Below are 26,199 nucleotides of genomic sequence, written 5' to 3'. Positions count from 1 at the left end.
CGCGGCAGCACCTCACGGGAACAGCATGAGTCATCGCATCGTCACCATCGTCGGCGCCCGCCCGCAATTCATCAAGGCCGCGGCCCTGAGCCGCGCGCTGCGCGGCGAACCCGGCTTCGAAGAATGGCTGGTCCACACCGGCCAGCACTTCGACGACAACATGTCGGAGGTGTTCTTCCGCGAATTGGACATCCCCGCGCCGCGCTTCCATCTCGACATCCACGGCGGCCCTCACGGCCAGATGACCGGGCGCATGCTGGAGGCGATAGAGCAGGTGTTGCAGGACACCCAGCCGGCGCTGGTGCTGGTTTACGGTGATACCAATTCCACGCTCGCCGGCGCCTTGGCGGCCGCCAAGCTGCACATCCCGGTGGCGCACGTCGAGGCCGGCTTGCGTTCGTTCAATCGGCGCATGCCGGAAGAGATCAATCGCGTGTTGACCGATCACGTGAGCGCGCTGCTGTTCTGTCCGACCTTCGATGCGGTCTCGCATCTCGCCAACGAAGGCATCACCGCCGGTGTGCATCACACCGGCGACATCATGTACGACGCGACGCTCCACGCGCGCCGCGCCGCGCAACGGCAATCGGACATCCTCACGCGCCTTGCGCTCACGCCGGGCGACTACGTGCTGTGCACGCTTCATCGCAGCGAGAACACCGACAGCGAAGCGCGCCTGCGCGCCTTGCTGGCCCACGTGCGCGAGACGGCGGGCGGGCGCCCGGTGGTGCTGCCGCTGCATCCGCGCACGCGCCAGGTGCTGGCGCGCTTCGCCATCGGCACCGAGGGACTGAACCTGGTCGAGCCGCTGGGCTATTTCGACATGCACGCGCTGCTGGGCGGCGCCGCGCTGGTGCTGACCGACTCCGGCGGCGTGCAGAAGGAAGCCTATTTCCACCGCGTGCCCTGCGTCACCCTGCGTGACGACACCGAATGGACCGAGACCCTGGTGGCCGGCTGGAACCGGCTGTGGACCCAGCCGCACTACGTGACGCCGCGTGTCGACATCGCCGAGTACGGCGACGGCGATGCCGGCATGCGCATGGTGGCCTTGCTGCGACGCTTCCTCGATGGCTGAACGTTGCGCCCCGCGCAGTGCGCTTCGAGGATTGCCACGGGGCGGAAAAATTCTGCTTTTCATGGCACCCTAGCGGCGAGTGTCGCGCTGTCGGCGTGACGGATCCGTGGACGCAAGCATCGAGGAAGTCGTCGCGATGGCGAAGAAGGTATCGACCCTGGGCGAGATTTGGGCTTTTCTGCGCGCGCGCAAGAAATGGTGGCTGGGCCCGATCATCGTCGTCATGATTCTTTTCGGTGGCCTGTTGGTGCTGAGCCAGGGGTCGGTGGTCGCGCCCTTCATCTACACCCTGTTCTGACATGAGTGCGGACACGCGCGCGCATCTGCGCAAATTCGGCCTGGTGGTCGGCGGGGTCTTCATGCTGCTCGCCACCTGGTCATGGTGGCGTGGCCATACGCTGGCGCCGATGCTGCTGGCCGCCATCGGCGCGCCGCTGATGCTGGGCGGCGCCTTGGCGCCGCAATGGCTGGCGCCGGTGGAGAAGGCATGGATGGCGATGGCCCACGTGCTTGGCCGCATCAACACCACCCTCATCCTGGCGCTACTCTATTACCTCGTCTTCACCCCGATCGGCTGGCTGCGCCGGCTGGGCAGTGATCCCCTGTCGCGCCGCATGGGCGAGGCGACGGACTCCCACTGGGTGCGGCGCGAGTCGCAGGAGCGTTCGGCGGACAGTTACCGACACCAATTCTGATGGCTACCGTACTCGGCATTTCGGCCTACTATCACGACTCGGCCGCCTGCCTGGTGCGTGACGGCGACATCGTCGCGGCCGCCCAGGAAGAGCGCTTCACGCGCAAGAAGCACGACGCGGAGTTTCCGCGCCATGCCATTGACTACGTGCTGGCCGAGGCCGGCATCGGTCTCGCGGCGGTCGACAATGTCGGCTTCTACGACAAGCCGCTGCTCAAGTTCGAGCGCCTGCTCGAGCAATATCTTGGTGTAGCGCCGCGCGGCCTGAAATCCTTCCTCGCGGCGATGCCGGTGTGGCTGAAGGAAAAACTCTTCACGCGCACCATGATCGCGCGCGAGCTGCCGGACTTCGAAGGCGAGATCCTGTTCGCCGAACATCATGAATCCCATGCCGCCAGCGCCTTCTACCCGTCGCCCTTCGCCGAGGCCGCGGTGTTGACGGTCGATGGCGTCGGCGAATGGGCGACCTCGTCCTACGGCGTCGGGCGCGGCGCCGATCTCAAGCTGCTGGCGGAACTCCACTACCCGCATTCGCTCGGCCTTTTGTATTCCGCCTTCACCTATTACACCGGCTTCAAGGTCAATTCCGGCGAATACAAACTCATGGGCCTGGCACCCTACGGCGAGCCGCGTTACGTCGACCGCATTCTTTCCGAATTGGTCGAGTTGAAGGACGACGGCTCGCTCAAGCTCGACATGCGCCACTTCGGCTATCTCGACGGAATGACCATGACCTCGCCGTCCTTCAACGACGTGTTCGGCGGGCCGCCACGCGGCGCCGAGGCGCCGTTGACGCAAAGGGAAATGGACATCGCCGCATCGATCCAGGTCGTCACCGAGGAAGCGGTGCTGCGCATGGCGCGGCACGTGCAGCGCGAGACCGGCATGGAAAACCTGTGCCTGGCCGGTGGCGTGGCGCTCAACTGCGTGGCCAATGGCCGTTTGCTGCGCGAAGGCCCGTTCAAGCGCCTGTGGATCCAGCCGGCGGCGGGCGATGCCGGCGGCGCGCTGGGCGTGGCGCTGACCATCCATCACAAGGTGCTGGGCCAGCCGCGCGTGGCCGACGGCGTGCATGACCGCATGCGCGGTTCCTATCTCGGCCCGTGCAACAGCGATGACGAGATTGCGCGCGCGCTCGACGAAGTGGGCGCGGTCTACCAGCGGCATGTGGATGAACAAAGCTTCATCGACAGTGCCGCGCGCCTGTTGGCGGACGAGAAAGTCGTGGGCTGGCACCAGGGCCGCATGGAATTCGGGCCGCGCGCACTCGGTGGCCGCAGCATCCTCGGCGACCCGCGTTCGCCGCGCATGCAGTCGGTGATGAATCTCAAGATCAAGTATCGCGAGAGCTTCCGGCCGTTCGCGCCGTCGGTGCTGCGCGAACACGTGGCCGAGTGGTTCGAGCTCGACGGCGATTCGCCCTACATGCTGCTGGTGGCCGGCGTGCGCGCCGAGCAACGGATCGCGCCCAGCGCCGAGCAGGCGGCGCTGTTCGGCATCGAGCGTCTCAACGTGCCGCGCTCGACCATTCCGGCGGTGACCCACGTCGATTACTCGGCGCGTATCCAGACCGTTTATGCCGACACCAATCCGCGCTACCACGCCCTGATCAGTCGCTTTCACGCCTTGACCGGCTGCCCGGTGGTGGTCAACACCAGCTTCAACGTGCGCGGCGAACCGGTGGTGTGTTCGCCGCTGGACAGCTGGCGCTGCTTCATGCGCACCGAGATGGATGCGCTGGTGATCGGTTCCTTCGTGCTGCTGAAAGAGCAGCAGACGCCGCTCGTCGACGATGAGGACTGGCGCTCGAAATTCGAGCTCGACTGAGGCGCGCGCGATGTTCAGCAAACGCCTCGCCGATTGCGCGCCGCTGCTGGCCAACGATGGCTGTCGCATCTTCGAGCTGCTGCATCCCGCCCAGGACGAGGTGGACTTGCCCTATTCGTTCGCCATCGCCGAAGTCGAAGTGGGCGAGAGCAGTTACCGCCATCGCCTGCGCCAGACCGAGATCTATTTCATCCTGAACGGTCGCGGCCGCATGCATATCGATGCCGACACGCGCGAACTCGGCGTCGGCGATGCCTGCGTGATCCCGGCCGAGGCCGAGCAGTGGATAGACAACATCGGTGACGAACGCCTGCGTTTCGTGGCGGTCGTCAGCCCACCGTGGCGCGCGGAAGACGACGAGCGCCTGTAGCGGCGCGGGTCTCGACGCGCGTGCTTCATGCGAACATTCCCGAATCATAGAAAAGAGGCCGTGCCATGCGCCGTGCAGCGATAGTGAGTCCCTTGCGTACCGGCGTCGGCGGTTTTGGCGGATCCTTACGACCGCTCACCGCCGACCTGCTGGCCAGCGCGGTGTTGAAAGCCGTGGTCGAGCGCAGCGGCATCGAGCCCGCGCGCATCGACGAAGTCGTGATCGCGCAGTCCTATGCCTCGAGCGAGGCGCCGTGCATCGCGCGCTACGCGGCGCTGGCCGCCGGTCTGCCCATCGAAGTGCCCGGCTATACCGTCGACCGGCGCTGCGGCTCGGGCCTGCAGGCGGTGATCGACGCCGCCATGATCGTCGCCACCGGCGCCGCCGACGTGGTGGTGGCGGCCGGCGTCGAGAGCATGAGCAACATCGAGTACTACACCACCGACCTGCGCTGGGGCTCGCGCGCCGGCTCGGTGACCATGCACGACCGCCTGCAGCGCGGCCGCGAACGCTCGCAGCCCGAGGCGCGTTTCGGTTACATCTCGGGCATGCCCGAGACCGCGGAAAACGTCGGCCGCCAGTACGGCATCACGCGTGAACAGGCCGACGCCTTCGCCGTCGACAGCCATCGCAAGGCCGCCGCGGCGTGGGCCGAGGGACGCTTCGCCGCGGAAGTCATCGCCCTCGAAGTGCCGCAGGCCAAGGGCGCGCCGCTGGTGTTCCAGAAGGACGAAGGCATCCGCGCCGAGACCAGCATGGAGAGCCTCGCCAAGCTGCGCCCGGTGCTGAAGGACGGCACCGTCACCGCCGGCAATTCCAGCCAGCAGAACGATGCCGCCGCCGCCTGCCTGGTGGTGGCGGAAGACAAGCTCGCCGAACTCGGCTTGGAGCCGATGGCCTGGCTGCACAGCTGGGCCTCGAGCGGCTGCGAGCCGGCCTGCATGGGCATCGGCCCGGTGCCGGCGGTCAACAAGCTGTTTGCGCGCAATGGCCTCACATTCGACAAGCTCGACCTGGTCGAACTCAACGAAGCCTTTGCCATGCAGGCGCTGGCGGTGTTGAAGGGCTGGGACTGGCACGACCCGAGCCGCCTGAACGTCAATGGCTCGGGCATTTCGCTCGGCCATCCGATCGGCGCCACCGGCGTGCGCATCCTCACCACGCTCCTGCATGAACTCAAACGCCGCAACGGCCGCTATGGTCTGGAGACCATGTGCGTCGGCGGCGGCCAAGGGCTGGCGGCGGTGTTCGAGCGGGTGTGAGGGCCCATCGGGAATTGCCCTTCATCGTGGGTCCGACTTCCGTCGGACAGCCACTGGCGTACCTCTGCGTATGGTGACGGCACGGTGTCAGACTGAAGTCTGACCCACAGAGCCGGGCAACCGTCGCACCGCCGCTTGTCAGCTTCAGCGCCGCGTACTTGGTGCTATCATCATTTGTAGGATCGAGGGGCGGTCTGCGGCACGTCATGACATGGGTCATGGCCGTCACGCCTGCTCGACGTTCACCGACATGAACTGAATCCGTCGGACGGCGCGGGCGTCGATGGGGTTCGTTGGAGTAAGCATGACCGTTTCTCACTCGGAACGGCAGCAAGCCACGACCCGCGCGCTCGCCGAACACGGTGCCGCGCCAGGCGCCCTGCTGCCGGTATTGCACGCCATCCAGGATGCGCTGGGCTACATCCCCGACGACGCCCTCGACAGCATCGCCGCCCATCTCAACCTGTCCCGTGCCGACGTGCACGGGGTCATCAGTTTCTATCACGACTTCAAGCATGCGCCGCCGGCACGCCGCGTGCTGCGCCTGTGTCGCGCCGAAGCCTGCCAGTCCATGGGCGGCGCGGCGCTGGAAGCGGCCTTGCGCCAGCGCCTCGGCCTCGGCCCCGATGAGAATGTGAGCGGCGACGGCATCGCCCTCGAGGCCGCCTACTGCTTCGGCGCCTGCGCCTGCGCGCCCAATGCCATGCTCGACGGCGAACTTCACGGCCGGCTCGATCTCGAAACACTGGAAGCCCTGGCGCGCGGCGTGGCGGAGGTCGAGCCATGAGTGTCATCACGGTCTATGTGCCCGGCGATGCCGGGGCGTTGGCGGTTGGCGCCGAGGCGGTGGCCAAGGCCATCATCCGCGAGGCGCAGGCGCGCGGCGTCGCCATCAAGCTCGTGCGTAACGGCTCGCGCGGCATGTACTGGCTCGAACCCCTGGTGGAAGTCGAGGTCGCGGGGCGCCGTCATGCCTATGGCCCGGTCAGGGCGCGCGACGTCGCGAGTCTCTTCGAGGCGAATTTCCACAATGCCGCCAAGCATCCCCTGGCGCTCGGAGCAACCGACGCCCTGGACTGGTTGCGCAACCAGGAGCGTCTGACATTCCAGCGGGTTGGCGTGACCGATCCGCTGTCGCTGGACGACTATCTCGCCCACGATGGTTTCGCCGGCCTGCGCGCGGCGCTGGCCATGGCGCCGACCGACATCATCAAGGCCGTCACCGACAGCGGCCTGCGCGGGCGCGGCGGCGCGGCCTTCCCGGCCGGCATCAAGTGGAAGACCGTCGCCGAGGCGGCGGGCACGCACAAGTACATCGTGTGCAATGCCGACGAAGGCGACTCCGGTACCTTCGCCGATCGCATGCTCATGGAAGGTGATCCGCTCATGCTCATCGAAGGCATGAGCATCGCCGCTCTCGCCGTTGGCGCCAGCCACGGCTACGTCTACATTCGCAGTGAATATCCGCACGCCGAGCGTGCCATGCGCACCGCCATCGAGGTCGCCACGGCGGGCGGATACCTCGGCGCCGACATCCTCGGCAGCGGCCGCGCCTTCACGCTCGAAGTGCGACGCGGCGCCGGCGCCTATATCTGTGGCGAAGAAACCTCGCTGCTGGAAAGCATCGAAGGCAAGCGCGGCCAAATTCGCTTCAAGCCGCCGCTGCCGGCGCACAAGGGGCTGTTCGGTCAACCGACCGTGGTCAACAACGTGCTGACGCTCGCTACCGTGCCGGTCATCCTCGCCAAGGGCGCGCAGTTCTACGGTGAATACGGACGCGGCCGTTCGCGCGGCACACAGCCGTTTCAACTGGCCGGCAACGTCAAGCACGGCGGTCTCATCGAGAAAGCCTTCGGCCTGACGCTGGCCGAACTCATCTTCGACTGGGGCGGCGGCAGCGCCAGCGGACGGGCGGTGCGCACCGCGCAGGTCGGCGGGCCGCTGGGCGCTTACCTGCCGCCCGCGCATTTCGACACGCCGCTCGATTACGAATCCTTCACCGCGCGCAAGGCCATGCTCGGCCATGGCGGCGTGGTGGTGTTCGACGACAGTGTCGACATGGCGGTGATGGCGCGCTTCGCGATGGAATTCTGCGCGGTGGAATCCTGCGGCAAGTGCACGCCCTGTCGTATCGGCTCGGTGCGCGGCCGCGAACTCATCGAGCACATCATGGCCGGCCGCGAGGTGGCGCGTAATCTCGCCACGCTGCGTGAACTGTGCGACACCATGATCAGCGCCTCGCTGTGCGCACTGGGCGGCATGGCGCCGTTCCCGGTGTTGTCGGCGCTGGAACATTTTCCCGACGATTTCGTACGCGCCGGCCGCGACGCGGCCTGACGCGAAGACGGAGCAAGCACCATGCGATGCATAGACGAACACGATCTCGGTACCCCGGCGGTGGCATCCGCCGAACTGGTCACCCTCACCATCGACGGCCACAGCGTGACGGTGCCGAAAGGCACGTCGCTGATGCGCGCGGCGGCCATCGCCGGCATCGGCGTGCCCAAGCTGTGCGCGACCGACAGCCTGGAGGCCTTCGGCTCGTGCCGGCTGTGCCTGGTCGAGATCGAAGGCCGGCGCGGCACGCCGGCCTCGTGCACCACGCCGGCCGCGGCGGGCATGAAGGTCACCACCCAGAACGATCGCCTGGGCACCCTCCGGCGCAACGTCATGGAGCTCTACATCTCCGACCATCCGCTCGATTGCCTGACCTGCCCGGCCAATGGCCATTGCGAACTGCAGGACATGGCGGGCGCGGTGGGCCTGCGCGAAGTGCGTTATGGCTACGCCGGCGAGAACCATTGCAGTCTGCCCAAGGACGAGAGCAATCCCTATTTCACTTTCGATGCCAGCAAATGCATCGTGTGCTCGCGCTGCGTGCGCGCCTGCGCCGACGTGCAGGGCACGTTCGCGCTGACCATCGCCGGGCGCGGCTTCGATTCCCATGTCAGTGCCGGCGTCGAGCAGAGCTTCCTGGCCTCGGACTGCGTGTCCTGCGGCGCCTGTGTGCAGGCCTGTCCGACCGCCACCCTCAGCGAGAAATCCATCATCGCGCGTGGCCAGCCCGAGCACAGCGTGGTCACGACCTGCGCCTATTGCGGTGTCGGCTGTTCGTTCCGCGCCGAGATGAAGGGCGCGGAAGTCATTCGCATGGTGCCCAGCCAGGACGGTCAGGCCAACCGCGGCCATTCCTGTGTCAAGGGCCGTTTTGCTTTCGGCTACGCCACTCATCCCGATCGCATCACCTCGCCGATGATCCGCGCTTCCATACACGAGCCATGGCGGGAAGTGTCGTGGGAAGAAGCCATCTCCCACGCCGCCAGCGAGATCAAGCGCATCCAGGCCAAGTACGGCAAGGACGCGGTCGGCGGCATCACCTCTTCACGCTGCACCAACGAAGAAACCTATCTCGTGCAGAAACTGGTGCGCGCGGCCTTCGGCAACAACAACGTCGATACCTGCGCGCGCGTGTGCCATTCGCCGACCGGCTATGGTCTGAAGCAGACCCTGGGTGAATCGGCCGGTACCCAGGCTTTCGATTCGGTCGAGCATGCCGACGTCATCATGGTGATCGGCGCCAATCCCACCGACGGCCACCCGGTGTTCGCTTCGCGCATGATTCAGCGCCTGCGCGAAGGCGCCAAGCTCATCGTCGTCGACCCGCGCAGTATCGACCTGGTGCGCATGCCGCACGTGGCGGCGGCCCATCATTTGAAACTGAAACCCGGCACCAATGTCGCGCTGGTCAACGCCATCGCGCACGTGATCGTGACCGAAAACCTGGTGGATGAAGATTTCGTCGCCAGGCGCTGCGAAGGGCCGGCCTTCGAGAAATGGAAGCGCTTCATCGGCGGCGAAGAACATGCGCCGGAGCAGACCGAATCCATCACCGGCGTAGCGGCGGCCGAATTGCGCGCGGTCGCGCGCCTGTATGCGACGGGCGGCAACGCCGCCATCTATTACGGCCTCGGCGTGACCGAACACAGCCAGGGCTCGACCACCGTGATGGGCATCGCCAACCTCGCGCTCGCCACCGGCAACCTCGGTCGCGAGGGCGTGGGCGTCAATCCGCTGCGCGGTCAGAACAACGTGCAGGGCTCGTGCGACATGGGTTCGTTCCCCCACGAGTTCCCGGGCTACCGGCATGTTGCCGACAGCGCCACGCGCATCCTGTTCGAAGCGGCGTGGGGCGTGCACCTCGATGCCGAGCCGGGCCTGCGCATTCCCAACATGTTCGAAGCGGCGCTGGATGGCAGTTTCCGCGCGCTGTACGTGCAGGGCGAGGACATCGCGCAGTCCGATCCCGACACCCAGCACGTGACGGCGGCGCTGGAAGCGATGGAATGCATCATCGTGCAGGACTTGTTCCTGAATGAAACGGCGAAGTTCGCCCACGTGTTCCTGCCCGGATCGTCCTTCCTCGAGAAGGACGGCACCTTCACCAATGCCGAGCGTCGCATCTCGCGCGTGCGCAAGGTCATGCCGCCGCTGGGAGGCAAGGCCGACTGGGAAGCGACGCTGGCCTTGTCGGCGGCGCTCGGTTACGAGATGCACTACCGGCACCCGTCGGAAATCATGGACGAGATCGCACGCCTGACACCGAGCTTCGCCGGCGTCAGCTTCGCGCGCATCGACGAACTCGGCAGCATCCAGTGGCCGTGCAACGACGAGACGCCGGCCGGCACGCCGACCATGCACGAACAGACGTTCACGCGCGGGCTCGGCCGCTTCATGTTGACGCCCTACGTGCCGACCCACGAGCGCAGCAACGACAAGTACCCCTTGATCCTCACCACCGGCCGCATCCTCTCGCAGTACAACGTCGGCGCGCAGACGCGGCGCACCAGCAATTCCTTGTGGCACCAGGAAGACCGTCTCGAGATCCATCCCCATGATGCCGAGACGCGCGGCGTGGTGGACGGCGATTGGGTCGGCATCAAGAGTCGCGCCGGTGAAACGGTGCTGCGCGCGCGGGTCAGCGAGGCGGTGCAGCCGGGCGTGGTCTACACCACTTTCCATTTCCCGGAATCGGGCGCCAATGTCATCACCACCGAGCATTCCGACTGGGCGACCAACTGCCCGGAATACAAGGTGACGGCGGTGCAGGTGGTGAAAGTCACCCATCCCTCCGCCTGGCAGGAACGCTATCGCCGCTTCAGCGACGAGCAGAAGAAATTCCTCGATGAGCGCGCAACCCTCAGTCGCTGACGCCTTGAGCGCGCCGCTCACGCCCGCGCCCGTCACGCCCATGACGGTCACGCGCTGGCGTGATGGCGCGGCCGCGACCGTGGTCGACCAGCTCGCCGAGGAAACGCCGGTGGCGGTGTTGTGCAATGGCGAGCCGCACGCGGTGATGCTGATGTCACCGGCCGATCTCGACGACTTCGCGCTGGGCTTTGCCTTGACCGAGGGCTTGGTAGCCCAGCCGCGTGAGCTGCTGCTCGTCGAGCAGCGCGCGCTCGATAACGGTATCGAGCTCGACCTGACCATCCCGTCGCGCGTCGACGCCGCAGGTGCGGCGCAGCGCGCCATCGCCGGCCGTTCGGGCTGTGGCCTGTGCGGCAAGCGCATGGTGGAAGACGCGCTGCATACGCCGCCGCCGGTGCACGGCGCCACGCGCGTGACGCGGGCCGCGATCGCGCGCGCCAGCCTGGCCCTGGCCGCACGCCAACCCATGAATCGCGTGACCGGTGCGGTGCATGCCGCGGCCTGGGTCAGCGTCGACGGCGAAGTGCTGGCGGTGCGCGAGGACATCGGCCGCCATAATGCCCTCGACAAGCTCATAGGCGCGCGCATCAAGGGTGGATTCGGGCCGGGCTTCGCGCTCGTCACCTGTCGCGCCAGCTATGAAATCGTCATGAAGGCTGCCGTCGCCGGCATCGATGTGCTGGCCGCCGTGTCGGCGCCGACCGCGCGCGCCGTGCGCCTGGCCGAAGACACGCAACTCACGCTCGCCGCCTTCGTGCGCGGACCCGACCTCGTCATCTACTCCCATGCCGCGCGCATCGTCGACGGCCAAAGCGAATAATCCATGCACATCGAACGCCTGGTTGAAATGCTCAACGACATCGCCGCCAACCAGGTGGCCGATCCCGACAACGCGGTGGACGTCATCACCGCCCATCTCACGCGCTTCTGGGACCCGCGCATGCGTGCGCAGATCATCGCGCACGCCGAGCAGGGCGGAGTGGGATTGGTGCCGGAAGCGAAGGCGGCGGTGGCGAAATTGACGGATACGCTGCACCGTGGGGTGTCGCGGCGCTGACCCACAAGAGGCCGCGTTGCTGGCGGGATGCAGCCTGAGGCGAATTCATTCGCCAGATTTGATCGAGGCGGGCTTCAGCCTGCGCAGCGCGGGGATCCGAATGCGACCCGGCAGGATAAAAATTGTTCTGCCGCGTCCGTCAGGAGCATCCGTGACCCCGAGGTCGTCTTGCCGTCGATTAGGCGATCCGTCGCCCTTCTCCCCCGCCGGGCCCCGCCCCGCGGCGTGCCCTGGGGCGCCCGCCCGCGCGCCCGCCCGCCCGCACCGGCGGGCTACTTGTTCTGCGGAAAGCCCAGGTTGATGCCGCCCTGGCTGGGGTCGGGCCAGCGGCTCGTCACCACCTTGCCACGGGTGAAGAAATGCACACCCTCGGTGCCATGGGCATGGCTGTCGCCGAACAGCGAGGCCTTCCAGCCGCCGAAAGAGTAATAGGCGACCGGCACCGGTATCGGCACGTTGATGCCGACCATGCCGACTTCCACTTCGTGCTGGAAGCGTCGCGCGGCGCCGCCGTCGCGGGTGAAGATGGCGGTGCCGTTGCCGTAGACGTGTTCGTTCACGAGGCGCAGCGCCTCGCTGTAGGACGGCACGCGCGTCACGCCGAGCACCGGCCCGAAGATTTCATCGCGGTAGATGCTCATGTCTTCCGTGACGCAATCGAACAAGGTCGGCCCCAGCCAGTAGCCATCGGCCGCGCCGTCAACGGCGATGCCGCGGCCGTCCACCACCAGGCGTGCACCTTCGCGCACGCCGGCGTCGATATAGCCGGCCACCTTGTCGCGATGCGCACACGTCACCAGCGGCCCCATGTCGACGGCGCGCGTGCCGTCGCCGGTGCGGAGCTTCGCCATGCGTTGCGTGATGGCGGCGACCAGCGCATCGGCCACCGGCTCGACCGCGATCAGTGCCGAGATCGCCATGCAGCGCTCGCCGGCCGAGCCGAAGGCGGCGTTGATGGCGGCATCGGCGGCGAGCTCGAGATCGGCGTCCGGCAATACCACCATGTGGTTCTTGGCGCCGCCGAGCGCCTGCACGCGCTTGCCGTGACGCGCGCCGGTCTCGTAGATGCTCTTGGCAATCGCGGTCGAACCGACGAAGGACAAGGCCTTCACCTTGGGATGTTCCAGCAATCGATCGACCGCCGGCTTGTCGCCATTGACGACATTGAACACGCCGTCCGGCAAGCCCGCTTCCCGCCACAGCTCGGCGATGCGCAGGCTGACGGAAGGATCTTTCTCGCTGGGCTTGACCACCACGGTATTGCCGCAGGCGATGGCGATGGGAAAGAACCACATGGGCACCATCACCGGGAAATTGAACGGCGAGATGATGCCGCACACGCCGAGCGGCTGACGGATGGCATAGACGTCGACGCCCGACGAGGCCGATTCCGAGTAGCCGCCTTTCAACAGGTGGGGAATGCCGCAGGCGAACTCCACCACTTCGAGGCCACGCGTCACTTCGCCGAGCGCATCGGACAACACCTTGCCGTGTTCGCGGGTGATGATGGCCGCGAGTTCCTCGCGATGGGTGTGCACGAGCTGACGGAATGCGAACAGCACCTGGCTGCGCTGCGCGAGCGATGCATGGCGCCAGCTGTCGAAGGCGCGGCTCGCGGCATCGACGGCGGCATCGACCAGCGTGGCGTCGGCGAAATCGACCACCGCGCTCTGCACGCCGGTGGCGGGATTGAATACCGGGCCGCTGCGCGGCGCCTGGCCTTGCCAGCGCTGTCCGTCTATCCAGTGGGTGATGTGTTGCATGGTGAAGATGTCCGTGCCGGTGTGCGTCGCGCAAGTGTACTGAAATCACCCGCGTCCTTGGCTTGGACGCGCGATGGATCGGGGCTCCCCCCGGCCGCCCCCTCCCCCCCCTGTTCTCTTTTCCCCCGGGCCCCCCCGCCCACGGCCCCCCCCCCGGCCCCCCCCCCCCCCCCCCCTAGTCCCGAGCCCTCCCGGGCCCGCCCCCCCGGGGGGCCCCCCGGCCAACCGCCCGGCCCCCCCCCCCAAACCCCCCAGGGCGGCGCCTCCCCCCCCCCCCCAGAAAACCCCCCCCCCCCCCAGCCCCCCCCCCCCCCCCAACCTCTCTCCCCTCCCCCCCCCCCCATCTCCCAGGGGAGGGGCTCGGGCCCCCTTCGCCCCCCCCGCCCCCCCCCGGCGCCCCCCCGGGGGGGGGCCCCCTTTTCGTCCCCCCCCCTCCCCCCTTTTTACTGGCGAAACCCCCCCCCCCCCCCCAAACCCCCTCTCCCCCCTTCCTTCAACTTGAAGAGGAATTTTTCCCCCCCCTCCTCCCCCCTAAATTATCCCCCCCCCCCGGGGCCCCCCCCGGGGGAGGGGGCGGGGGGGGGGCGGCCCCGCCCCGCCCCCCCCTCCCCCCCCCCGCCCCCCCCCCCCCTCCTGGCCCCCCCCCCTCTCGGCCCGCCCCCCCCCCCCCCCCCCCGCCCCCCCCCCCGCGCCCCCGGGCCCCCCCCCCGGGGCCCCCTCCCCTTTTCCCCCCCCCCCCCGCCGGGGGGGCCAACCCCCCCCACCCCCCGGCCTTATTCCCCCTCCCTTCCCCCCCCCCGGGGACCCCCCCCCCCCCGGGAACCGACCCCCCCCCCCCCCCTCCCCCGAATCCCTCAAAAAAAAAAAATAAGCGGGGCGTCAAGCCTAGCTTTCCCGGGGGCCCGGCCCCCCGCCCCCCCCCCCAAGCCCCGGGCCCCCGGCGCCCCCCCCCCCGCCCCCGGCCAAGGCGGGAGCGGGGGCGCCGCCCCCCCCCTTCCCGCCGGGGGACCCCGGCCGGGGGGTCCCCTCCCCCCGGACCCCCCCCCCCCCGGGGGCGCGCCCCCCCGGGCCCGCGGGGGGCCCCCCCCCCCCCTACCCTCCTTCCCCCCCGGGGGGGGCCCCCCGCCCCCCCCGCCCCCTGGCCCCAGGGGAAACCCGCGGGCCCGCACCCCCCCCCCGGGCGCGTCGGCTCAGGCCGCCACGCCGAGGATCACGCTGGAAGCCTTGAACACCGCCATGGCCGGCACCCCGATCGCGAGCTCCAGGGACTCGACGCCTTCGTTGGTGACGATGGCGGCGATGCTGCCGCCGCCGACGAGATCCAGTACCACCTCGCTGTTGACCGCGCCCGGCACCAGGCGGCTGACGGCGCCGGCCAGCTGGTTGCGCGCCGAGAGGCGCGTCCCACCCTCGGGCCGCATGATGATGATGGACGAGGATTTGACCAGCGCGATGGCGCGCGTGCCGACTTCCAGACCTAGGCTGGCGCGACTGTCGCAGGTGATGGTGGCGACGATGCGTTGCTCGCCGATGATCTTCACGATCACTTCGTCGTTGACCGCGCCGTGGCGCACGGTTTCGACGGTGCCGGCGAACTGGTTGCGTGCGCTGGTTTTCATGGCGGCGTTCTCGAGCAGGGCAAAGTCTTCGCGAAAGCCACGCGCGCGCTCGTTCAATCGTTCGAGGAAGCGCGCGTGTTCACGCTGGATGTCGGCGAAATTATCCACCAGGCGCTGGCCGCGCGCGGTCAGCAGCGTCTGACCGCCACCTTTGCCGCCGACGGTGCGCGTCACCAGCGGCTCGCCGGCGAGATTGCTCATCTGTTCGATGGCATCCCACGCGCCCTTGTAGGACAGGCCGGCGGCCTTGGCGGCCTGCGTGATCGAGCCTTCGCGCGCTATCGCCGCGAGCAGCGCCAGGCGTCGCGCACTCGCAATGTTCTGTCCGCCGAGTGACAGCCACAGATCGGCCGCCACTTCGAGACTCGGCGGCGTGCGCCCGCTCATTCGGCCGGCGCCCGCACCACCGCCAGGCGCGGCCCGTGTTGTATCAGCGCCGGCGACGGCGCGTCACTGACCGCGCCATCGCGCAGGTGAATGCTGGCCGCGCCGAACCAGGCGAGATCCTCGGGATCGTGGGTGATCATCACCATCGGGATGCCCACTTCGTTCAGCAGCTGATCCATCTCGTGGCGCATGCGCGCGCGCAGCTCCGGATCGAGCGCCGCGAAAGGTTCGTCCAGCAACAGCGCGCGCGGTTGATTGACCAGCGCGCGCGCGAGCGCGGTGCGTTGACGCTGACCGCCCGACAGCTCATGGGGACGCTGATGGGCGACGGCATCGAGCTCGAAGGTCGTGAGCCAGCGGGAGACCTCGGCGTTGCGGGCCTGGGGCGGCGGATTGCGCCAGCCCTCGCTGAGCGCGAAAGCGACGTTCTGGCGCACGCTCAACTGCGGAAACAGCGCATAGTCCTGGAACAGGTAGCCGAAGCGCCGCGCGCGCGCCGGCACGTCGACGCCTTCGCGGCTGTCGAAGATGCGTTCATCGGCGAAACTCACGCGGCCGTAGTCGGGCGTGATGAGGCCCGCCAGGATCTGCAGCAGCATGGATTTGCCGGCGCCGGATGGCCCGTAGATCACGGTGCGCTGCGCGTGGGTGCTGAAGGCGACCTTGAGCGTGAAGCGGCGCGCCTTGCCACCCACGCTCTTTTCGATGTCGACGCTGAAGCTCATGGCCTTACACCGTGCGCGGCGCGATGCGCCCGGGCGCGAGCCGACTCACCGCCAGCAGCACCGCCATGCAGGCAATGGAAGTGATGGCAACCAGCAGGTTGGCGGTCGCATCCTGGCCGGACTGCACCGCTTCGTAGACCGCCACCGACAAGGTCTGGGTGCGGCCGGGGATGCTGCCCGCTACCATCAGCGTCGCACCGAATTCACCGAGCGCCCGCGCGAAGGTCAGCAACAGGCCGGCGAGGATGCCGCGCCAGGCGAGCGGCAGGGTGACGCGGAAGAACACCGCCCATTCGTTCAAACCCAACACGCGTGCGGCGTTTTCGAACTGCGCCTCGACGCCTTCGAAGGCGGCGCGCGCCGATTTCAGCACCAGCGGGAAAGACACCAGCGTCGAGGCCAGCACCGCGCCCTGCCAGGTGAAGAGCAGTGACACGCCGAAGTGCTGATGCAGCCATGCGCCGACCACGCCGTGCTTGCCGATCACGACCAGGAGGTAATAGCCGAGCACCGTCGGCGGCAGCACCAAGGGCAGGGTCAGCACGGTGTCGAGCAGCTCGCGACCGGCGAAGCGCACGCGCGCCAGCATGAAGCCGACCGCCACGCCCAGCACGCCATTGATAAAAGTCGCCCAACTCGCGACTTTCAGCGACAACAACAGGGCGGGCCAGGCGGCGTCCACGGTTTCAAGGCGCCTTGAAGCCGAAGCGCGCGAGCACGGCCTGGCCTTTTGCTGACATCACGAACGCGATGAAGGCGGCGGCGCTGTCTTTGTTCCGACTGTCGCGGGTCACAGCCAGCGGATAGATGATGGCTTGGTCGGTGGGGGCATCGAGTGCGACCTTGACCTTGTCGGCATGCATGCGCGCGTCGGTGGCGTAGACGAAGCCGGCCTCCACTTCGCCGCGCGCCACGTAGTCGAGCGCCTGCCGTACCGATTGCGCATAGACCGCCTTGCCCGTCGGCAAAGGCCACAAGCCGGCCTGTTGGAGCGCGCCCTGGGCGTAGCGGCCGGCCGGCACCCCGGCCGGATTGCCGAGCGCGATGCGTTTGACCGCCGGCTGCGTGAGATCGGCGAGCGCAGTCAGCCCGAGCGCACTGTCGGCCGGCGTCACCATCACCAAGGTGTTGGCGGCGAAATCGCGGCGCGTGGCCGGTGCGACGAGCTTGCGCTCGACGGCCTTGTCCATGGTCTCGCCGTCGGCGGTGGCCAGCACGTCGATGGGCGCGCCGGCGCCGAGCTGCTGCAAGAGGGCGTCGGACGGCGCGAAGTTGAGCAGCACCTCGACCTCGGCGTGCTCGGCCTGGAAGGCCGACGCCATCTCGCGGAACGCATTACTCAGGCTGGCGGCGGCCGACACGGTGATCTCCTCGGCGCGCAGCGGCGCGGCCCGCAGCGATACCAGGGCCAGCAACAGCACCAGCAGGCAGCCGTGTCGTCGGGGGCGGGCGGTGAGGAGGGCGCGCATGGGGGCGGGTTTCCTGGAACGGACTCGGAATATAGAGCACTACATAGCGAGTGGCCAAGGCCTGCCGCGGCGGCGCCGGCGGCTACCGGCGCTGAGTACCTGGAACGCGAGTATGGCGAGGATGGTCGGCGGCGTGGCGGACAACAGCAGCGCCGTGGGGCTGATGGTCTCGTCGGTGAAGTGCGACTTCAGAATTGCGACGCCGGCCGGATTCGGCGCATTGGCGATGATGGTCAGACCTCCGCCGGTCACGGCGCCCGCCACCACCGCGTATTGATATTCGGGCGACACGCCTTCCACCAGCGAGGCGAGATAGGTGAGGGCGGCGTTGTCGGTGATGGCCGTCAGCGCGGTGGCGAGGTAGTACAGCACCTTGGGCTCGACGCCGGTCAACGCGCTTTGCAGCCACCAGCTCTGCAGGCCGCCCAGCACCACCAGGCCGCCGAGGAAGAACGCCACCAACAGTCCCTCACGCAGGATCAGGCGATCCTGGTATTTGCTGTAGGCCTCGGTGTAGCCGAGGAAGAACAGGAACAGGCCCATGAAGATCTCGGTGTGATGGGCAAACACCACCACCCCCGCCAAGAAAAGCATGTGGATGAAGGCCACGCTCTTGGGCGTATCGATTTGCGAACAGGCGCCGTCGAAACAGCCCTTGCCGAGCAGTTCGCCGCGAAAGCGCCAGGTCACGATGAACGCGGTGGCGAACACCGCCAGCGCGGCCTTCCAGCCGAAGTGAGTGAATACGAAGGCCGAATCCCAGCCCCACTTGTGCGCCACCATCAATACCGGCGGCGCGGCGAAGCTGGTCAGCGTGCCGCCGATGGAGACATTCACGAACAGGCTGCCGAGCGTCGCGTACTTGAGCTCGGTGGACAGCTCGCGGCGGAAATAGCAGTCCTTCAGCATGAGCGCGGCGAGCGTCATCGCGGCCGGTTCGGTGATCAGCGAGCCGAGCAAGGGCACCATCGACATGCACAGGAAGAACACGCTCAACGCGCGGCGCACCGGGATCAACGATGCGATACCGTGCACGCCGGCAATCACGCTGTTCAAGATCGGCTTGCTGGCCGAGATCACCATGATCACGAATACGAACATCGGCTCGGTGAAATTGCGCGCCTCGACGTACTTCACGGTCTCGTGGCGGCCGGTCATCAGCAGCAGCGCCACCACCATCACCAGCGACCAGAAGCCGAACACCACTTCCACTTCGCCGAGCAGATGCCAGAAGCCCGCGTGGTTGGGCTGGCGGGTGGCGAGATGGGCGAAGAACTTGGTGGAGAAGGTATGGATGACCGCGATGCCGAAGATGGCGGCGGCGATGGTTTCGGGGGTGATGTAAGCGGGCAGGGTCATGATCGAGAACCGAATCCTAGAAAGCTTTCAGGCATCAGCCGAGCATTCGCCATGTCCAGGCATGGCACTGGGCGATGGACCTGAAGGCGGGCGTGCCGTTCCGGCAGGCCGGCGACAAAAACACTGAGAACAGGGCGCACGCACCGTTCTCGCCAAGCGAATGAATACCACGACGGAGCGGCCTCGCACCACTAATCGATAGTGGACTTGACGCTGATCATCTCGCTCCGCGCGCCGATGCTGCACTGCGTTCCCGATGCGCGATGGGCGCTCTGTCGACCATCTGCTAGATTCATCTGCCCTGACCAACGCCCAGGAGACCGACCATGAGTGCCGAACCCCGCAGTCTTCACCGTGGCGCCTGTCCCCACGATTGTCCCGATACCTGCGCGATGGTGTTCGAAGTCGAAGCCGGGCGCCTGGTCGGCGTGCGCGGCAACGCCGAACACCCCATGACGCGGGGCGGCCTGTGCGTGAAACTCAAGGACTACGAGAAGCGCCATTACCATCCTGATCGCCTGCTCCATCCGCTGAAGCGCAGCGGGCCGAAAGGCAGCGGCGAATTCACGCGCATCAGCTGGGATGAAGCGCTCACAGAGATCACCGCGCGCTGGCAGGCCATCATCGCCAGCCATGGGCCGCAGGCCATCGCGCCCTACAGCTACCTGGGTCACCAGGGCCTGGTGCACGGCTTGAACGGCGGCGATGCGTTCTTCAACCGCATGGGCGCCACCGTCACCGAGCGCACCTTCTGCGGCGAAGGCTCGGCCACCGCCTGGCTCATGACCTATGGCCCGAGCGGTGGCCTCGATCCGGAATCCTTCCGTTACTCCGACTACATCATCATCTGGGCCTGCAACAGCGTCAGCACCAATCTCCATCACTGGCACATCGTCAAGGATGCGCAGAAGGCCGGCGCCAAGGTGGTGGTGATCGACGCCTACCGCTCGCGCACCGCCAAGGAAGCGGACTGGCATCTCGCGCCGCGGCCGGGCAGCGACGGCGCGCTGGCCATGGCCCTCATCCACGTGCTGATTGAAGAAGACCTCATCGATCACGATTACGTGGAACGCCACACCACGGGCTTCGAGGATCTGGCGGCGCGCGCCAAGGCGCGTACGCCGGAATGGGCGGCCGCCATCACCGGTATCGCGGCCGACGATATTCGACGCCTCGCGCGCGAATACGCGGCGGCGCGCGCCGCCGCGATGCGCATCGGCGTGGCGCTGGAGCGTCACCAGGGCGGCGGCCAGACCATACGCGCGGTGTGCTGCCTGCCGTCATTGGTCGGCGCGTGGCGCGAAGTGGGCGGTGGCATCCTCGCCATGCCGGTGTGGGAACATCCCTATCGCTTCGACCAGATGTGTCGCGCCGACTGGATCCCGCCCGGCACGCGCGTCATCAGCAATCTCAAGATCGGACGCCATCTCACCAATGAGATCCCGATGGACCCGCCCATCTTGTCGATGATGTGCTGGAACACCAATCCCGTCACCCAGGCGCCCGAGTGCGACAAAATCGTCGCCGGCCTCATGCGCGAGGATCTCTACCTGGTGGTGGCCGATCATTTCCTGTCCGACACCGCGCGCTACGCCGATATCGTGCTGCCGGCGGCGATGGGCGCCGAGATGGAGGACATCATCCTGTCCTGGGGCCACAACTATCTCACCTACAACGAGAAGTGCGTGGAGCCGCCGGGCGAGTGCTTGTCCAACGGCGAGATCTTCCGGCAACTGGCCACGCGCATGGGCTACACGGAAGAACGCCTGCACTGGTCCGACGCCGAATGCCTCGAGCATTTCATCGCCTGGGATGCGCCCGCCTGCGCGGGTATCACGCTCGAACGTCTACGACGCGAAGGCTTTGCGCGGCTGGCGCTCGGCGCCGCCGATGAGCGTGCGCCCCATCGTGAAGGCCGGTTCCCGACGCCGTCCGGCAAGTGCGAATTCAAATCCAGCATTGCCGTGCATGGCAATTTCGTCGCGCCGCCGTTTCGCCAGATGTACGAGGCGATGCAGGGCGGCGAAGCGGTCGACGCTGTGCCGGACTACGTGCCGCCACGCGAATCGCGCGAGTCCAATCCCGCGCTTGCGGCGCGCTACCCGCTCAACATCGTGTCGCCCAAGAGCCACGGCTTCCTGAATTCCTGTTACGCCAACATCGAGAACAAGTTGAAAGGTCAGGGCGAACAATTCGTGCTGATCAACGCCGTCGACGCCGCGTCGCGCGCGATAGTCGAGGGCGACGTGGTGCGCGTATTCAACGATCGCGGCGGCTTCGAGGGCCGCGCCCAGGTGTGCGACGACGTCAATCCCGGCGTGGTGGTGGCAACGCTCGGCTACTGGCGGCAATTGAACCGCGGCACGGTGAATATCGTGAGTTCGGCCGAGTTCGCCAACCTCGGCCATGCGCCGAGCTTTTCCGACAACCTGGTGGAAGTCGCCAAGCTCGGCTGACGGGCGCGGCGGATCGGGCCTGGTGGCGGCGCGATGCCGCCGCCGCTTGCCGGCAAAACAGCCCCCGCCCGTGGAATTCTTTTCGACCCCGGGCATCGCTTACCATTGAGTCCAAAGGCCGCGCCCCGCCCGGCGCGTCGGCCGCGCCCATTCTTCATTCCTACCAGGAGTTCCGTCATGGCCAACGCTTACATCATCGACGCCTGCCGCACGCCGCGCGGTATCGGCAAGATCGGCAAGGGCAAGCTTGCCCATCTTCATCCCCAGCACCTGGCCGCCACGGTGCTGAAGGCCTTGGCCGAGCGCAATTCGCTGGATACCGCCGAAGTCGACGACATCATCTGGGGCACCAGCACCCAGGTCGGTGCGCAGGGCGCGGACATGGGCCGCATGGCGGCGCTCGATGCGGGCTTCGACATCCGCGCCTCGGGCATGACGCTGGACCGCTTCTGCGGCTCGGGCATCACCACCGTCAATCTCGCCGCCGCGCAGATCATGTCGGGCATGGAAGACCTGGTCATCGCCGGCGGCACCGAAATGATGAGCTACACCGCTTCCATCGCCGACCCCAAGACCCCGCCGATGATGGACCGCGGCAACCTGCACCTGCGCAAGCTGCATCCGCAGTCCCAGCAGGGTGTGTGCGCCGATTTCGTCGCGGCCATCGAAGGCATCGACCGCCGCGCGGTCGACGAACTCGCGCTGATGTCGCAGCAGCGCGCCGGCGTGGCCATGAAGGAAGGCCGCTTCGCGCGCTCGGTGGTGCCGGTCTACAACCTCGACGGCACGCTGGCTCTCGATCGCGACGAATTCCCACGGCCCGACACCACCATGGAAACGCTGGCCGGTTTGAAGCCGGTGTTCGGCGCATGGGCCGACCTCGTCGTCGACGAAGCCGGCAATACCTACGGCGGTCTCATTCGCCAGAAGTATGCGCAGCTCGGAGACGTCGAATGGATACATCACGCCGGCAATTCGTCGGGCGTGGTGGATGGCGCCGGCGCCCTGCTGCTGGCCTCCGAAGCCTACGTCAAGAAACATAATCTCAAGCCGCGGGCCAAGGTGGTGGCGACCGCCAACATGGGCGATTGCCCGACCCTGATGCTGAACGCACCGGTGCCGGCGGCGAAGAAGGTGTTGCAGAAAGCCGGCCTCGGCATCGCCGACATCGACCTGTTCGAAGTCAACGAAGCGTTCGCGGTCGTCACCGAGAAGTTCATCCGCGATCTGAAAGTCGACCGCGCCAAGGTCAACGTCAACGGCGGCGCCATCGCGCTCGGCCATCCCATCGGCGCGACCGGTTCGATCCTCATCGGCACCTTGCTCGACGAACTCGAACGCCAGGGCAAGAAGCGCGGCCTTACGACCATGTGCGCGGCAGGCGGCATGGCGCCGGCCATCATCATCGAGACCATGTAGGGCGCCGGTGTCCACCGAGCGGGTTGCGCACGACGCAGTGCGCAGCCCATGCCGTTTGCAACGAGGGGAATCGGATGGGAATGCTGACAGGCAAGGTTGCCATCATCACCGGCGCGGCCAGCGGCCAGGGCGCCGCCGAAGCGCGGCTGTTCGCGGCCGAGGGTGCACGGGTCATCGTCGCGGACATCGATGCGCGCGGCCAGGCGGTGGCCGACGAGATCGGCGCAAGCCAGGCGCGCTTCATCCATCTCGATGTCGCCGACGAGGCGAACTGGTCCAAGCTCGTCGCTGATACGCAGCAAGCCTTCGAGCGCATCGACATCCTGGTCAACAACGCCGCCATCTACGGCCGCGCCAGCCTGCAGCACACCGACGCCGAAATGTTCGAACGCGTGATGCGCGTCAACAGCACCGGCGTGTTCCTCGGCATGCAGGCCGTGATCCCCGCCATGCGCGCGGCAGGCGGCGGCTCCATCATCAACATCTCGTCGCTGGCGGGCCTGCGCGGCACCAAGAGCATGTTCGCCTATTCCACCTCGAAGTGGGCGGTGCGCGGCATGAGCAAGAACGCCGCGATGGACCTCGCCGGCTACGGCATCCGCGTCAACTCGGTGCATCCGGGCGTCATCGAAACGCCGATGATGACCGAGGACAATCCGCCGCATGTGATCGAGGCGATGTGCAAGGTGATCCCGATGAAGCGCGTCGGCCAACCGCTCGAAGTCGCGCAGCTGGTGATGTTCCTCGCTTCCGATGCGGCGAGCTATGTGACGGGCAGCGAATTTTCAGTCGATGGCGGCGGGACTTTCTGACCACTCGTAGGTGCGAATTCATTCGCACACCTGACGCCCGCGTCAGGCTGAAGCCTGACCCACGAATAATGCGCCTCGCTTGTGGTCAAGCTTGGCGCCTGACATTGATGCCGGGCCTGAATTGGGTCAGGCTTCAGCCTGACATTGTTTTGAAAGCATGAACGGGCGCCGATGGCGCTCAGGCCTGTCGCGCCATGCCGCTCGTACCAGCCGCGGCTGGTGTTCACTATCTTCACCACCGACAGCATCACCGGCACTTCGATCAGCACGCCGACCACGGTCGCGAGCGCCGCGCCCGATTCGAAACCGAACAGGCTGATGGCCGCCGCCACCGCGAGTTCGAAGAAATTGCTCGCACCGATCAGGGCCGACGGGCCCGCCACGCAGTGCGCGACGCCGAAGCGGCGATTGAGCCAGTAGGCAAGACCAGCGTTGAAATACACCTGGATGGTGATCGGCACCGCCAGCATGGCAATCACCATGGGTTGTTCGAGGATGGCCTTGCCCTGGAAGGCGAACAGCAGCACCAGGGTCATCAACAGCGCGAAAATCGAAAACGGGCCGAGGCGCGCCAAGGTCGCGTCCAGCGCCGCTGCGCCGCGCGCCAGCAGTGCCCGCCGCCATGCTTGCGCCAGCGCCACCGGCACCACGATGTAGAGCGCCACCGACACCAGCAAGGTATCCCACGGCACGATGATCGAGGACAGCCCCAGCAACAGCGCGACGATGGGCGCGAAGGCGAACACCATGATGGTGTCGTTGAGCGCCACCTGCGAGAGCGTGAAGTAGGGCTCGCCGCGCGTCAGCTGACTCCACACGAACACCATGGCCGTGCACGGCGCGGCGGCGAGGAGAATGAGGCCGGCGATGTAGCTGTCGATCTGCGCGGCCGGCAGCCAGGGTGCGAACACCTGGCGAATGAACACGTAGCCGAGCAAGGCCATCGAGAAGGGCTTGACTGCCCAGTTGATGAACAAGGTCACGCCGATGCCGCGCCAGTGCTTCTTCACCTCGTGCAGCGCGCCGAAGTCGATGCGCAGCAGCATCGGGATGATCATCACCCAGATCAGCACACCGACCGGCAGGTTGACCTTGGCGACTTCCATCGCGCCGAGCGCGCGGAACACGCCGGGCATGGCCTGGCCGAGGCCGATGCCGAGCACGATGCACAGGAATACCCACACCGTCAGCCAGCGTTCGAAAAAACCAATCCGTGGGGTGTCGTCGTCGGCGGCAGGCATGCTCATGGGGTGTGCGTTCCGATGTCTTGAAGTTGTCGTTGGAGGGATGCGGCGTCGAGGGTCGCGAAGGGCAGCGCCAGGAAGCGCGCGATACGGCGCTCGAGTTGCGCGAACGCATACGCGAAAGCCTGGCGTTGGTCGGCCTCGCTGCCGCTGACCGCGGCGGGGTCGGCGATGCCCCAATGCGCGCTCGCCGGATGGCCCGGCCAGTGTGGGCAGGCTTCGCCGGCGGCGTTGTCGCAGACCGTGAAAATGAAATCCATGACGGGTGCGCCGGCCAGCGCGAATTCATCCCAGCGCTTGCTGCGCGGCGGTTCGGGCAAGGCGCCCAGGGGCGCGATCGCCTGCAAGGCCAACGGGTGCACCCGTCCGCTCGGAAAGCTGCCGGCCGACCAGGCGCGGAAGCGCCCCGCGCCGTGATGGTTCAACAGCGCCTCGGCCATGATCGAGCGGGCCGAATTGCCGGTGCACAGGAACAACACGTGCTTGATGCCCGGTGGCGCGGGGGCTCTTGTTTCGTTCACCAATCGACCTCAAACGATGCAAGGGGTGGTCCGTCGCGGACGTCGCGCTGCAGGCTACTCGACCGACATGACGAACCGGGGACGGCCGCGATGCCGTGCCGCGATTATGCAAAGCCTGTTTGATCATTTCAACTATCGTTGTATAGTCATTTCATGGAAAAAGAAAACGCCACCAAGATTTTCGAGGCGCTGTCTTCGGGCGTACGCCTTGATGTGTTCCGCCTGCTGGTGCGCATGGCCAACGAGGGAATGGTGGCCGGTGAGATCGCCACCACCCTCGACATCCCGCCCACCAATCTCTCGTTCCATTTGAAAGCGATGACCCAGACCGGTCTGCTCACGGTCGCCCAAGAGGGCCGCTTTCAGCGCTACCGCGCCAACATCCCGGTGATGCTGGACATCATTGCCTATCTCAGCGACGAGTGTTGCCGCGGACGGCCGGAGCAGTGCGCGCCGGCCGGCGCCTTGCAGGCCTGCTGCGAGCCGGCGCCGGCAGCGGTCGCGCCGCGTAAGTCACGTCGCTCGCGCTGAGCATTGCGCAGCGCCCCGATCACGATCGTTCATTGGAAGCCCCTCATGAGAACCATACAAATTTATGACCCGGCCCTGTGCTGCAGCTCCGGCGTGTGCGGTGTGGACGTCGACCAGGCGCTGGTCAGCTTTTCCACCGACTTCGACTGGGCGCGCGCCGAAGGCGCGTTGATCGAGCGCTTCAATCTTGCCCAGCAGCCCATGGCCTTTGCCGAGAACGCCGCGGTGCGCGCGTTCCTCGAGAAGAACGGCGCCGATGGCCTGCCGCTGGTGCTGGTGGATGGCGAGGTCGCGTGCAGTGGACGCTATCCCGCGCGCGGTGAATTGGCGGGGTGGGCCGGCGTGGTCGAAACGCCGCGCGCGGCCGCGCCGGTCGCCGGCAAGAGCTGCTGTTGAAC

At 67.1% G+C, this 26,199-nt stretch carries 23 protein-coding genes and 1 pseudogene; 16 read left to right on the top strand and 8 right to left on the bottom strand.

Annotated features, from left to right (window positions below; genetic code table 11):
* The first annotated feature begins 25 nt into the window (after window positions 1-25).
* From wecB to IPM80_11040, 11 genes are all read left to right on the top strand, one after another.
* A complete protein-coding gene (gene wecB / locus IPM80_11090) occupies window positions 26-1,078 on the top strand; it encodes a UDP-N-acetylglucosamine 2-epimerase (non-hydrolyzing) (GenBank protein ID MBK8958954.1) in 1,053 nt (350 codons plus the stop codon).
* Window positions 1,079-1,184: 106 nt separating this feature from the next.
* Window positions 1,185-1,376: a hypothetical protein gene (locus tag IPM80_11085; GenBank protein MBK8958953.1), complete on the top strand. Its 192-nt coding sequence runs from the start codon at window positions 1,185-1,187 to the stop codon at window positions 1,374-1,376.
* A 1-nt stretch (window position 1,377) separates the two neighbouring features.
* Complete coding sequence (locus IPM80_11080) at window positions 1,378-1,773, top strand: hypothetical protein (GenBank protein MBK8958952.1); 396 nt, start codon at window positions 1,378-1,380, stop codon at window positions 1,771-1,773.
* On the top strand, window positions 1,773-3,599 hold the full coding sequence (locus IPM80_11075; protein ID MBK8958951.1) for a carbamoyltransferase: 1,827 nt from the start codon (window positions 1,773-1,775) through the stop codon (window positions 3,597-3,599). Before IPM80_11080 ends, IPM80_11075 begins: the two co-directional genes overlap by 1 nt.
* A 10-nt stretch (window positions 3,600-3,609) precedes the next feature.
* The gene (locus tag IPM80_11070) at window positions 3,610-3,969 is read left to right on the top strand and encodes a cupin domain-containing protein (GenBank protein ID MBK8958950.1); all 360 of its coding nucleotides are present in this window, start codon (window positions 3,610-3,612) and stop codon (window positions 3,967-3,969) included.
* Between the two features lie 65 nt (window positions 3,970-4,034).
* Window positions 4,035-5,231, top strand: coding sequence for an acetyl-CoA C-acetyltransferase (locus IPM80_11065; GenBank protein MBK8958949.1), 1,197 nt, complete (start codon window positions 4,035-4,037; stop codon window positions 5,229-5,231).
* Window positions 5,232-5,535: 304 nt separating this feature from the next.
* Entirely contained in the window at window positions 5,536-6,018 is a 483-nt protein-coding gene (locus tag IPM80_11060; GenBank protein ID MBK8958948.1) for a formate dehydrogenase subunit gamma, read from the top strand.
* Window positions 6,015-7,568, top strand: coding sequence for an NADH-quinone oxidoreductase subunit NuoF (locus IPM80_11055; GenBank protein MBK8958947.1), 1,554 nt, complete (start codon window positions 6,015-6,017; stop codon window positions 7,566-7,568). The genes IPM80_11060 and IPM80_11055 overlap by 4 nt, the downstream gene beginning before the upstream one ends.
* Before the next feature lie 21 nt (window positions 7,569-7,589).
* Complete coding sequence (gene fdhF, locus IPM80_11050; protein ID MBK8958946.1) at window positions 7,590-10,439, top strand: formate dehydrogenase subunit alpha; 2,850 nt, start codon at window positions 7,590-7,592, stop codon at window positions 10,437-10,439.
* A 40-nt stretch (window positions 10,440-10,479) separates the two neighbouring features.
* On the top strand, window positions 10,480-11,259 hold the full coding sequence (fdhD, locus tag IPM80_11045) for a formate dehydrogenase accessory sulfurtransferase FdhD (protein ID MBK8958945.1): 780 nt from the start codon (window positions 10,480-10,482) through the stop codon (window positions 11,257-11,259).
* 3 nt (window positions 11,260-11,262) lie between these two features.
* Entirely contained in the window at window positions 11,263-11,496 is a 234-nt protein-coding gene (locus IPM80_11040) for a formate dehydrogenase subunit delta (protein ID MBK8958944.1), read from the top strand.
* 272 nt (window positions 11,497-11,768) lie between these two features.
* Here the strand turns inward: IPM80_11040 and IPM80_11035 are convergent, their stop codons facing one another.
* The 6 genes from IPM80_11035 to IPM80_11010 form a co-directional block, all read right to left on the bottom strand.
* On the bottom strand, window positions 11,769-13,259 hold the full coding sequence (locus IPM80_11035) for a CoA-acylating methylmalonate-semialdehyde dehydrogenase (GenBank protein ID MBK8958943.1): 1,491 nt from the start codon (window positions 13,257-13,259) through the stop codon (window positions 11,769-11,771).
* Between the two features lie 1,190 nt (window positions 13,260-14,449).
* Entirely contained in the window at window positions 14,450-15,265 is an 816-nt protein-coding gene (locus IPM80_11030) for a TOBE domain-containing protein (GenBank protein MBK8958942.1), read from the bottom strand.
* The gene (locus tag IPM80_11025; protein ID MBK8958941.1) at window positions 15,262-15,990 is read right to left on the bottom strand and encodes an ATP-binding cassette domain-containing protein; all 729 of its coding nucleotides are present in this window, start codon (window positions 15,988-15,990) and stop codon (window positions 15,262-15,264) included. Before IPM80_11025 ends, IPM80_11030 begins: the two co-directional genes overlap by 4 nt.
* A 4-nt stretch (window positions 15,991-15,994) precedes the next feature.
* A complete protein-coding gene (modB, locus tag IPM80_11020; GenBank protein ID MBK8958940.1) occupies window positions 15,995-16,672 on the bottom strand; it encodes a molybdate ABC transporter permease subunit in 678 nt (225 codons plus the stop codon).
* Between the two features lie 4 nt (window positions 16,673-16,676).
* Window positions 16,677-17,459, bottom strand: a complete 783-nt coding sequence (modA, locus tag IPM80_11015; protein ID MBK8958939.1) for a molybdate ABC transporter substrate-binding protein — start codon at window positions 17,457-17,459, stop codon at window positions 16,677-16,679.
* Between the two features lie 39 nt (window positions 17,460-17,498).
* Entirely contained in the window at window positions 17,499-18,818 is a 1,320-nt protein-coding gene (locus tag IPM80_11010) for a putative Na+/H+ antiporter (GenBank protein MBK8958938.1), read from the bottom strand.
* A 326-nt stretch (window positions 18,819-19,144) separates the two neighbouring features.
* Here IPM80_11010 and IPM80_11005 point away from each other — a divergent pair, with 326 nt between their 5' ends.
* The 3 genes from IPM80_11005 (at window position 19,145) to IPM80_10995 (ending at window position 23,505) form a co-directional block, all read left to right on the top strand.
* Complete coding sequence (locus IPM80_11005; GenBank protein MBK8958937.1) at window positions 19,145-21,274, top strand: molybdopterin oxidoreductase family protein; 2,130 nt, start codon at window positions 19,145-19,147, stop codon at window positions 21,272-21,274.
* 177 nt (window positions 21,275-21,451) lie between these two features.
* A complete protein-coding gene (locus IPM80_11000; GenBank protein MBK8958936.1) occupies window positions 21,452-22,693 on the top strand; it encodes an acetyl-CoA C-acetyltransferase in 1,242 nt (413 codons plus the stop codon).
* A gap of 74 nt (window positions 22,694-22,767) precedes the next feature.
* On the top strand, window positions 22,768-23,505 hold the full coding sequence (locus IPM80_10995) for a glucose 1-dehydrogenase (GenBank protein ID MBK8958935.1): 738 nt from the start codon (window positions 22,768-22,770) through the stop codon (window positions 23,503-23,505).
* A gap of 197 nt (window positions 23,506-23,702) precedes the next feature.
* Here IPM80_10995 and arsB read toward each other — a convergent pair.
* Window positions 23,703-24,746, bottom strand: a pseudogene (gene arsB, locus IPM80_10990) (ACR3 family arsenite efflux transporter).
* Window positions 24,747-24,748: 2 nt separating this feature from the next.
* The gene (locus tag IPM80_10985; GenBank protein ID MBK8958934.1) at window positions 24,749-25,189 is read right to left on the bottom strand and encodes an arsenate reductase ArsC; all 441 of its coding nucleotides are present in this window, start codon (window positions 25,187-25,189) and stop codon (window positions 24,749-24,751) included.
* Between the two features lie 234 nt (window positions 25,190-25,423).
* On the opposite strand from IPM80_10985, the gene IPM80_10980 reads away from it, so the two are divergent.
* On the top strand, window positions 25,424-25,801 hold the full coding sequence (locus IPM80_10980; protein ID MBK8958933.1) for a helix-turn-helix transcriptional regulator: 378 nt from the start codon (window positions 25,424-25,426) through the stop codon (window positions 25,799-25,801).
* A gap of 45 nt (window positions 25,802-25,846) precedes the next feature.
* The gene (gene arsD / locus IPM80_10975; GenBank protein MBK8958932.1) at window positions 25,847-26,197 is read left to right on the top strand and encodes an arsenite efflux transporter metallochaperone ArsD; all 351 of its coding nucleotides are present in this window, start codon (window positions 25,847-25,849) and stop codon (window positions 26,195-26,197) included.
* Window positions 26,198-26,199: the final 2 nt, after the last annotated feature.

The sequence above is a fragment of the Pseudomonadota bacterium genome, assembly GCA_016719885.1.
GTDB lineage: Bacteria > Pseudomonadota > Gammaproteobacteria.
The sequence above is the reverse complement of the archived record's forward strand: the minus strand, read 5'-3'. Positions and strand labels throughout refer to the sequence as shown.

Coding starts and splice junctions, on each gene's coding strand:
- IPM80_11010 (MBK8958938.1), bottom strand. CDS start 18,818: ATGACCCTGCCCGCTTACATCACCCCCGAAACCATCGCCGCCGCCATC.
- IPM80_11000 (MBK8958936.1), top strand. CDS start 21,452: ATGGCCAACGCTTACATCATCGACGCCTGCCGCACGCCGCGCGGTATC.
- IPM80_10980 (MBK8958933.1), top strand. CDS start 25,424: ATGGAAAAAGAAAACGCCACCAAGATTTTCGAGGCGCTGTCTTCGGGC.
- wecB (MBK8958954.1), top strand. CDS start 26: ATGAGTCATCGCATCGTCACCATCGTCGGCGCCCGCCCGCAATTCATC.
- IPM80_11035 (MBK8958943.1), bottom strand. CDS start 13,259: ATGCAACACATCACCCACTGGATAGACGGACAGCGCTGGCAAGGCCAG.
- IPM80_11055 (MBK8958947.1), top strand. CDS start 6,015: ATGAGTGTCATCACGGTCTATGTGCCCGGCGATGCCGGGGCGTTGGCG.
- IPM80_10985 (MBK8958934.1), bottom strand. CDS start 25,189: ATGGCCGAGGCGCTGTTGAACCATCACGGCGCGGGGCGCTTCCGCGCC.
- IPM80_11080 (MBK8958952.1), top strand. CDS start 1,378: ATGAGTGCGGACACGCGCGCGCATCTGCGCAAATTCGGCCTGGTGGTC.
- IPM80_10995 (MBK8958935.1), top strand. CDS start 22,768: ATGGGAATGCTGACAGGCAAGGTTGCCATCATCACCGGCGCGGCCAGC.
- IPM80_11070 (MBK8958950.1), top strand. CDS start 3,610: ATGTTCAGCAAACGCCTCGCCGATTGCGCGCCGCTGCTGGCCAACGAT.
- IPM80_11040 (MBK8958944.1), top strand. CDS start 11,263: ATGCACATCGAACGCCTGGTTGAAATGCTCAACGACATCGCCGCCAAC.
- modA (MBK8958939.1), bottom strand. CDS start 17,459: ATGCGCGCCCTCCTCACCGCCCGCCCCCGACGACACGGCTGCCTGCTG.
- fdhD (MBK8958945.1), top strand. CDS start 10,480: ATGACGGTCACGCGCTGGCGTGATGGCGCGGCCGCGACCGTGGTCGAC.
- IPM80_11025 (MBK8958941.1), bottom strand. CDS start 15,990: ATGAGCTTCAGCGTCGACATCGAAAAGAGCGTGGGTGGCAAGGCGCGC.
- IPM80_11060 (MBK8958948.1), top strand. CDS start 5,536: ATGACCGTTTCTCACTCGGAACGGCAGCAAGCCACGACCCGCGCGCTC.
- fdhF (MBK8958946.1), top strand. CDS start 7,590: ATGCGATGCATAGACGAACACGATCTCGGTACCCCGGCGGTGGCATCC.
- IPM80_11005 (MBK8958937.1), top strand. CDS start 19,145: ATGAGTGCCGAACCCCGCAGTCTTCACCGTGGCGCCTGTCCCCACGAT.
- IPM80_11075 (MBK8958951.1), top strand. CDS start 1,773: ATGGCTACCGTACTCGGCATTTCGGCCTACTATCACGACTCGGCCGCC.
- arsD (MBK8958932.1), top strand. CDS start 25,847: ATGAGAACCATACAAATTTATGACCCGGCCCTGTGCTGCAGCTCCGGC.
- IPM80_11030 (MBK8958942.1), bottom strand. CDS start 15,265: ATGAGCGGGCGCACGCCGCCGAGTCTCGAAGTGGCGGCCGATCTGTGG.
- IPM80_11065 (MBK8958949.1), top strand. CDS start 4,035: ATGCGCCGTGCAGCGATAGTGAGTCCCTTGCGTACCGGCGTCGGCGGT.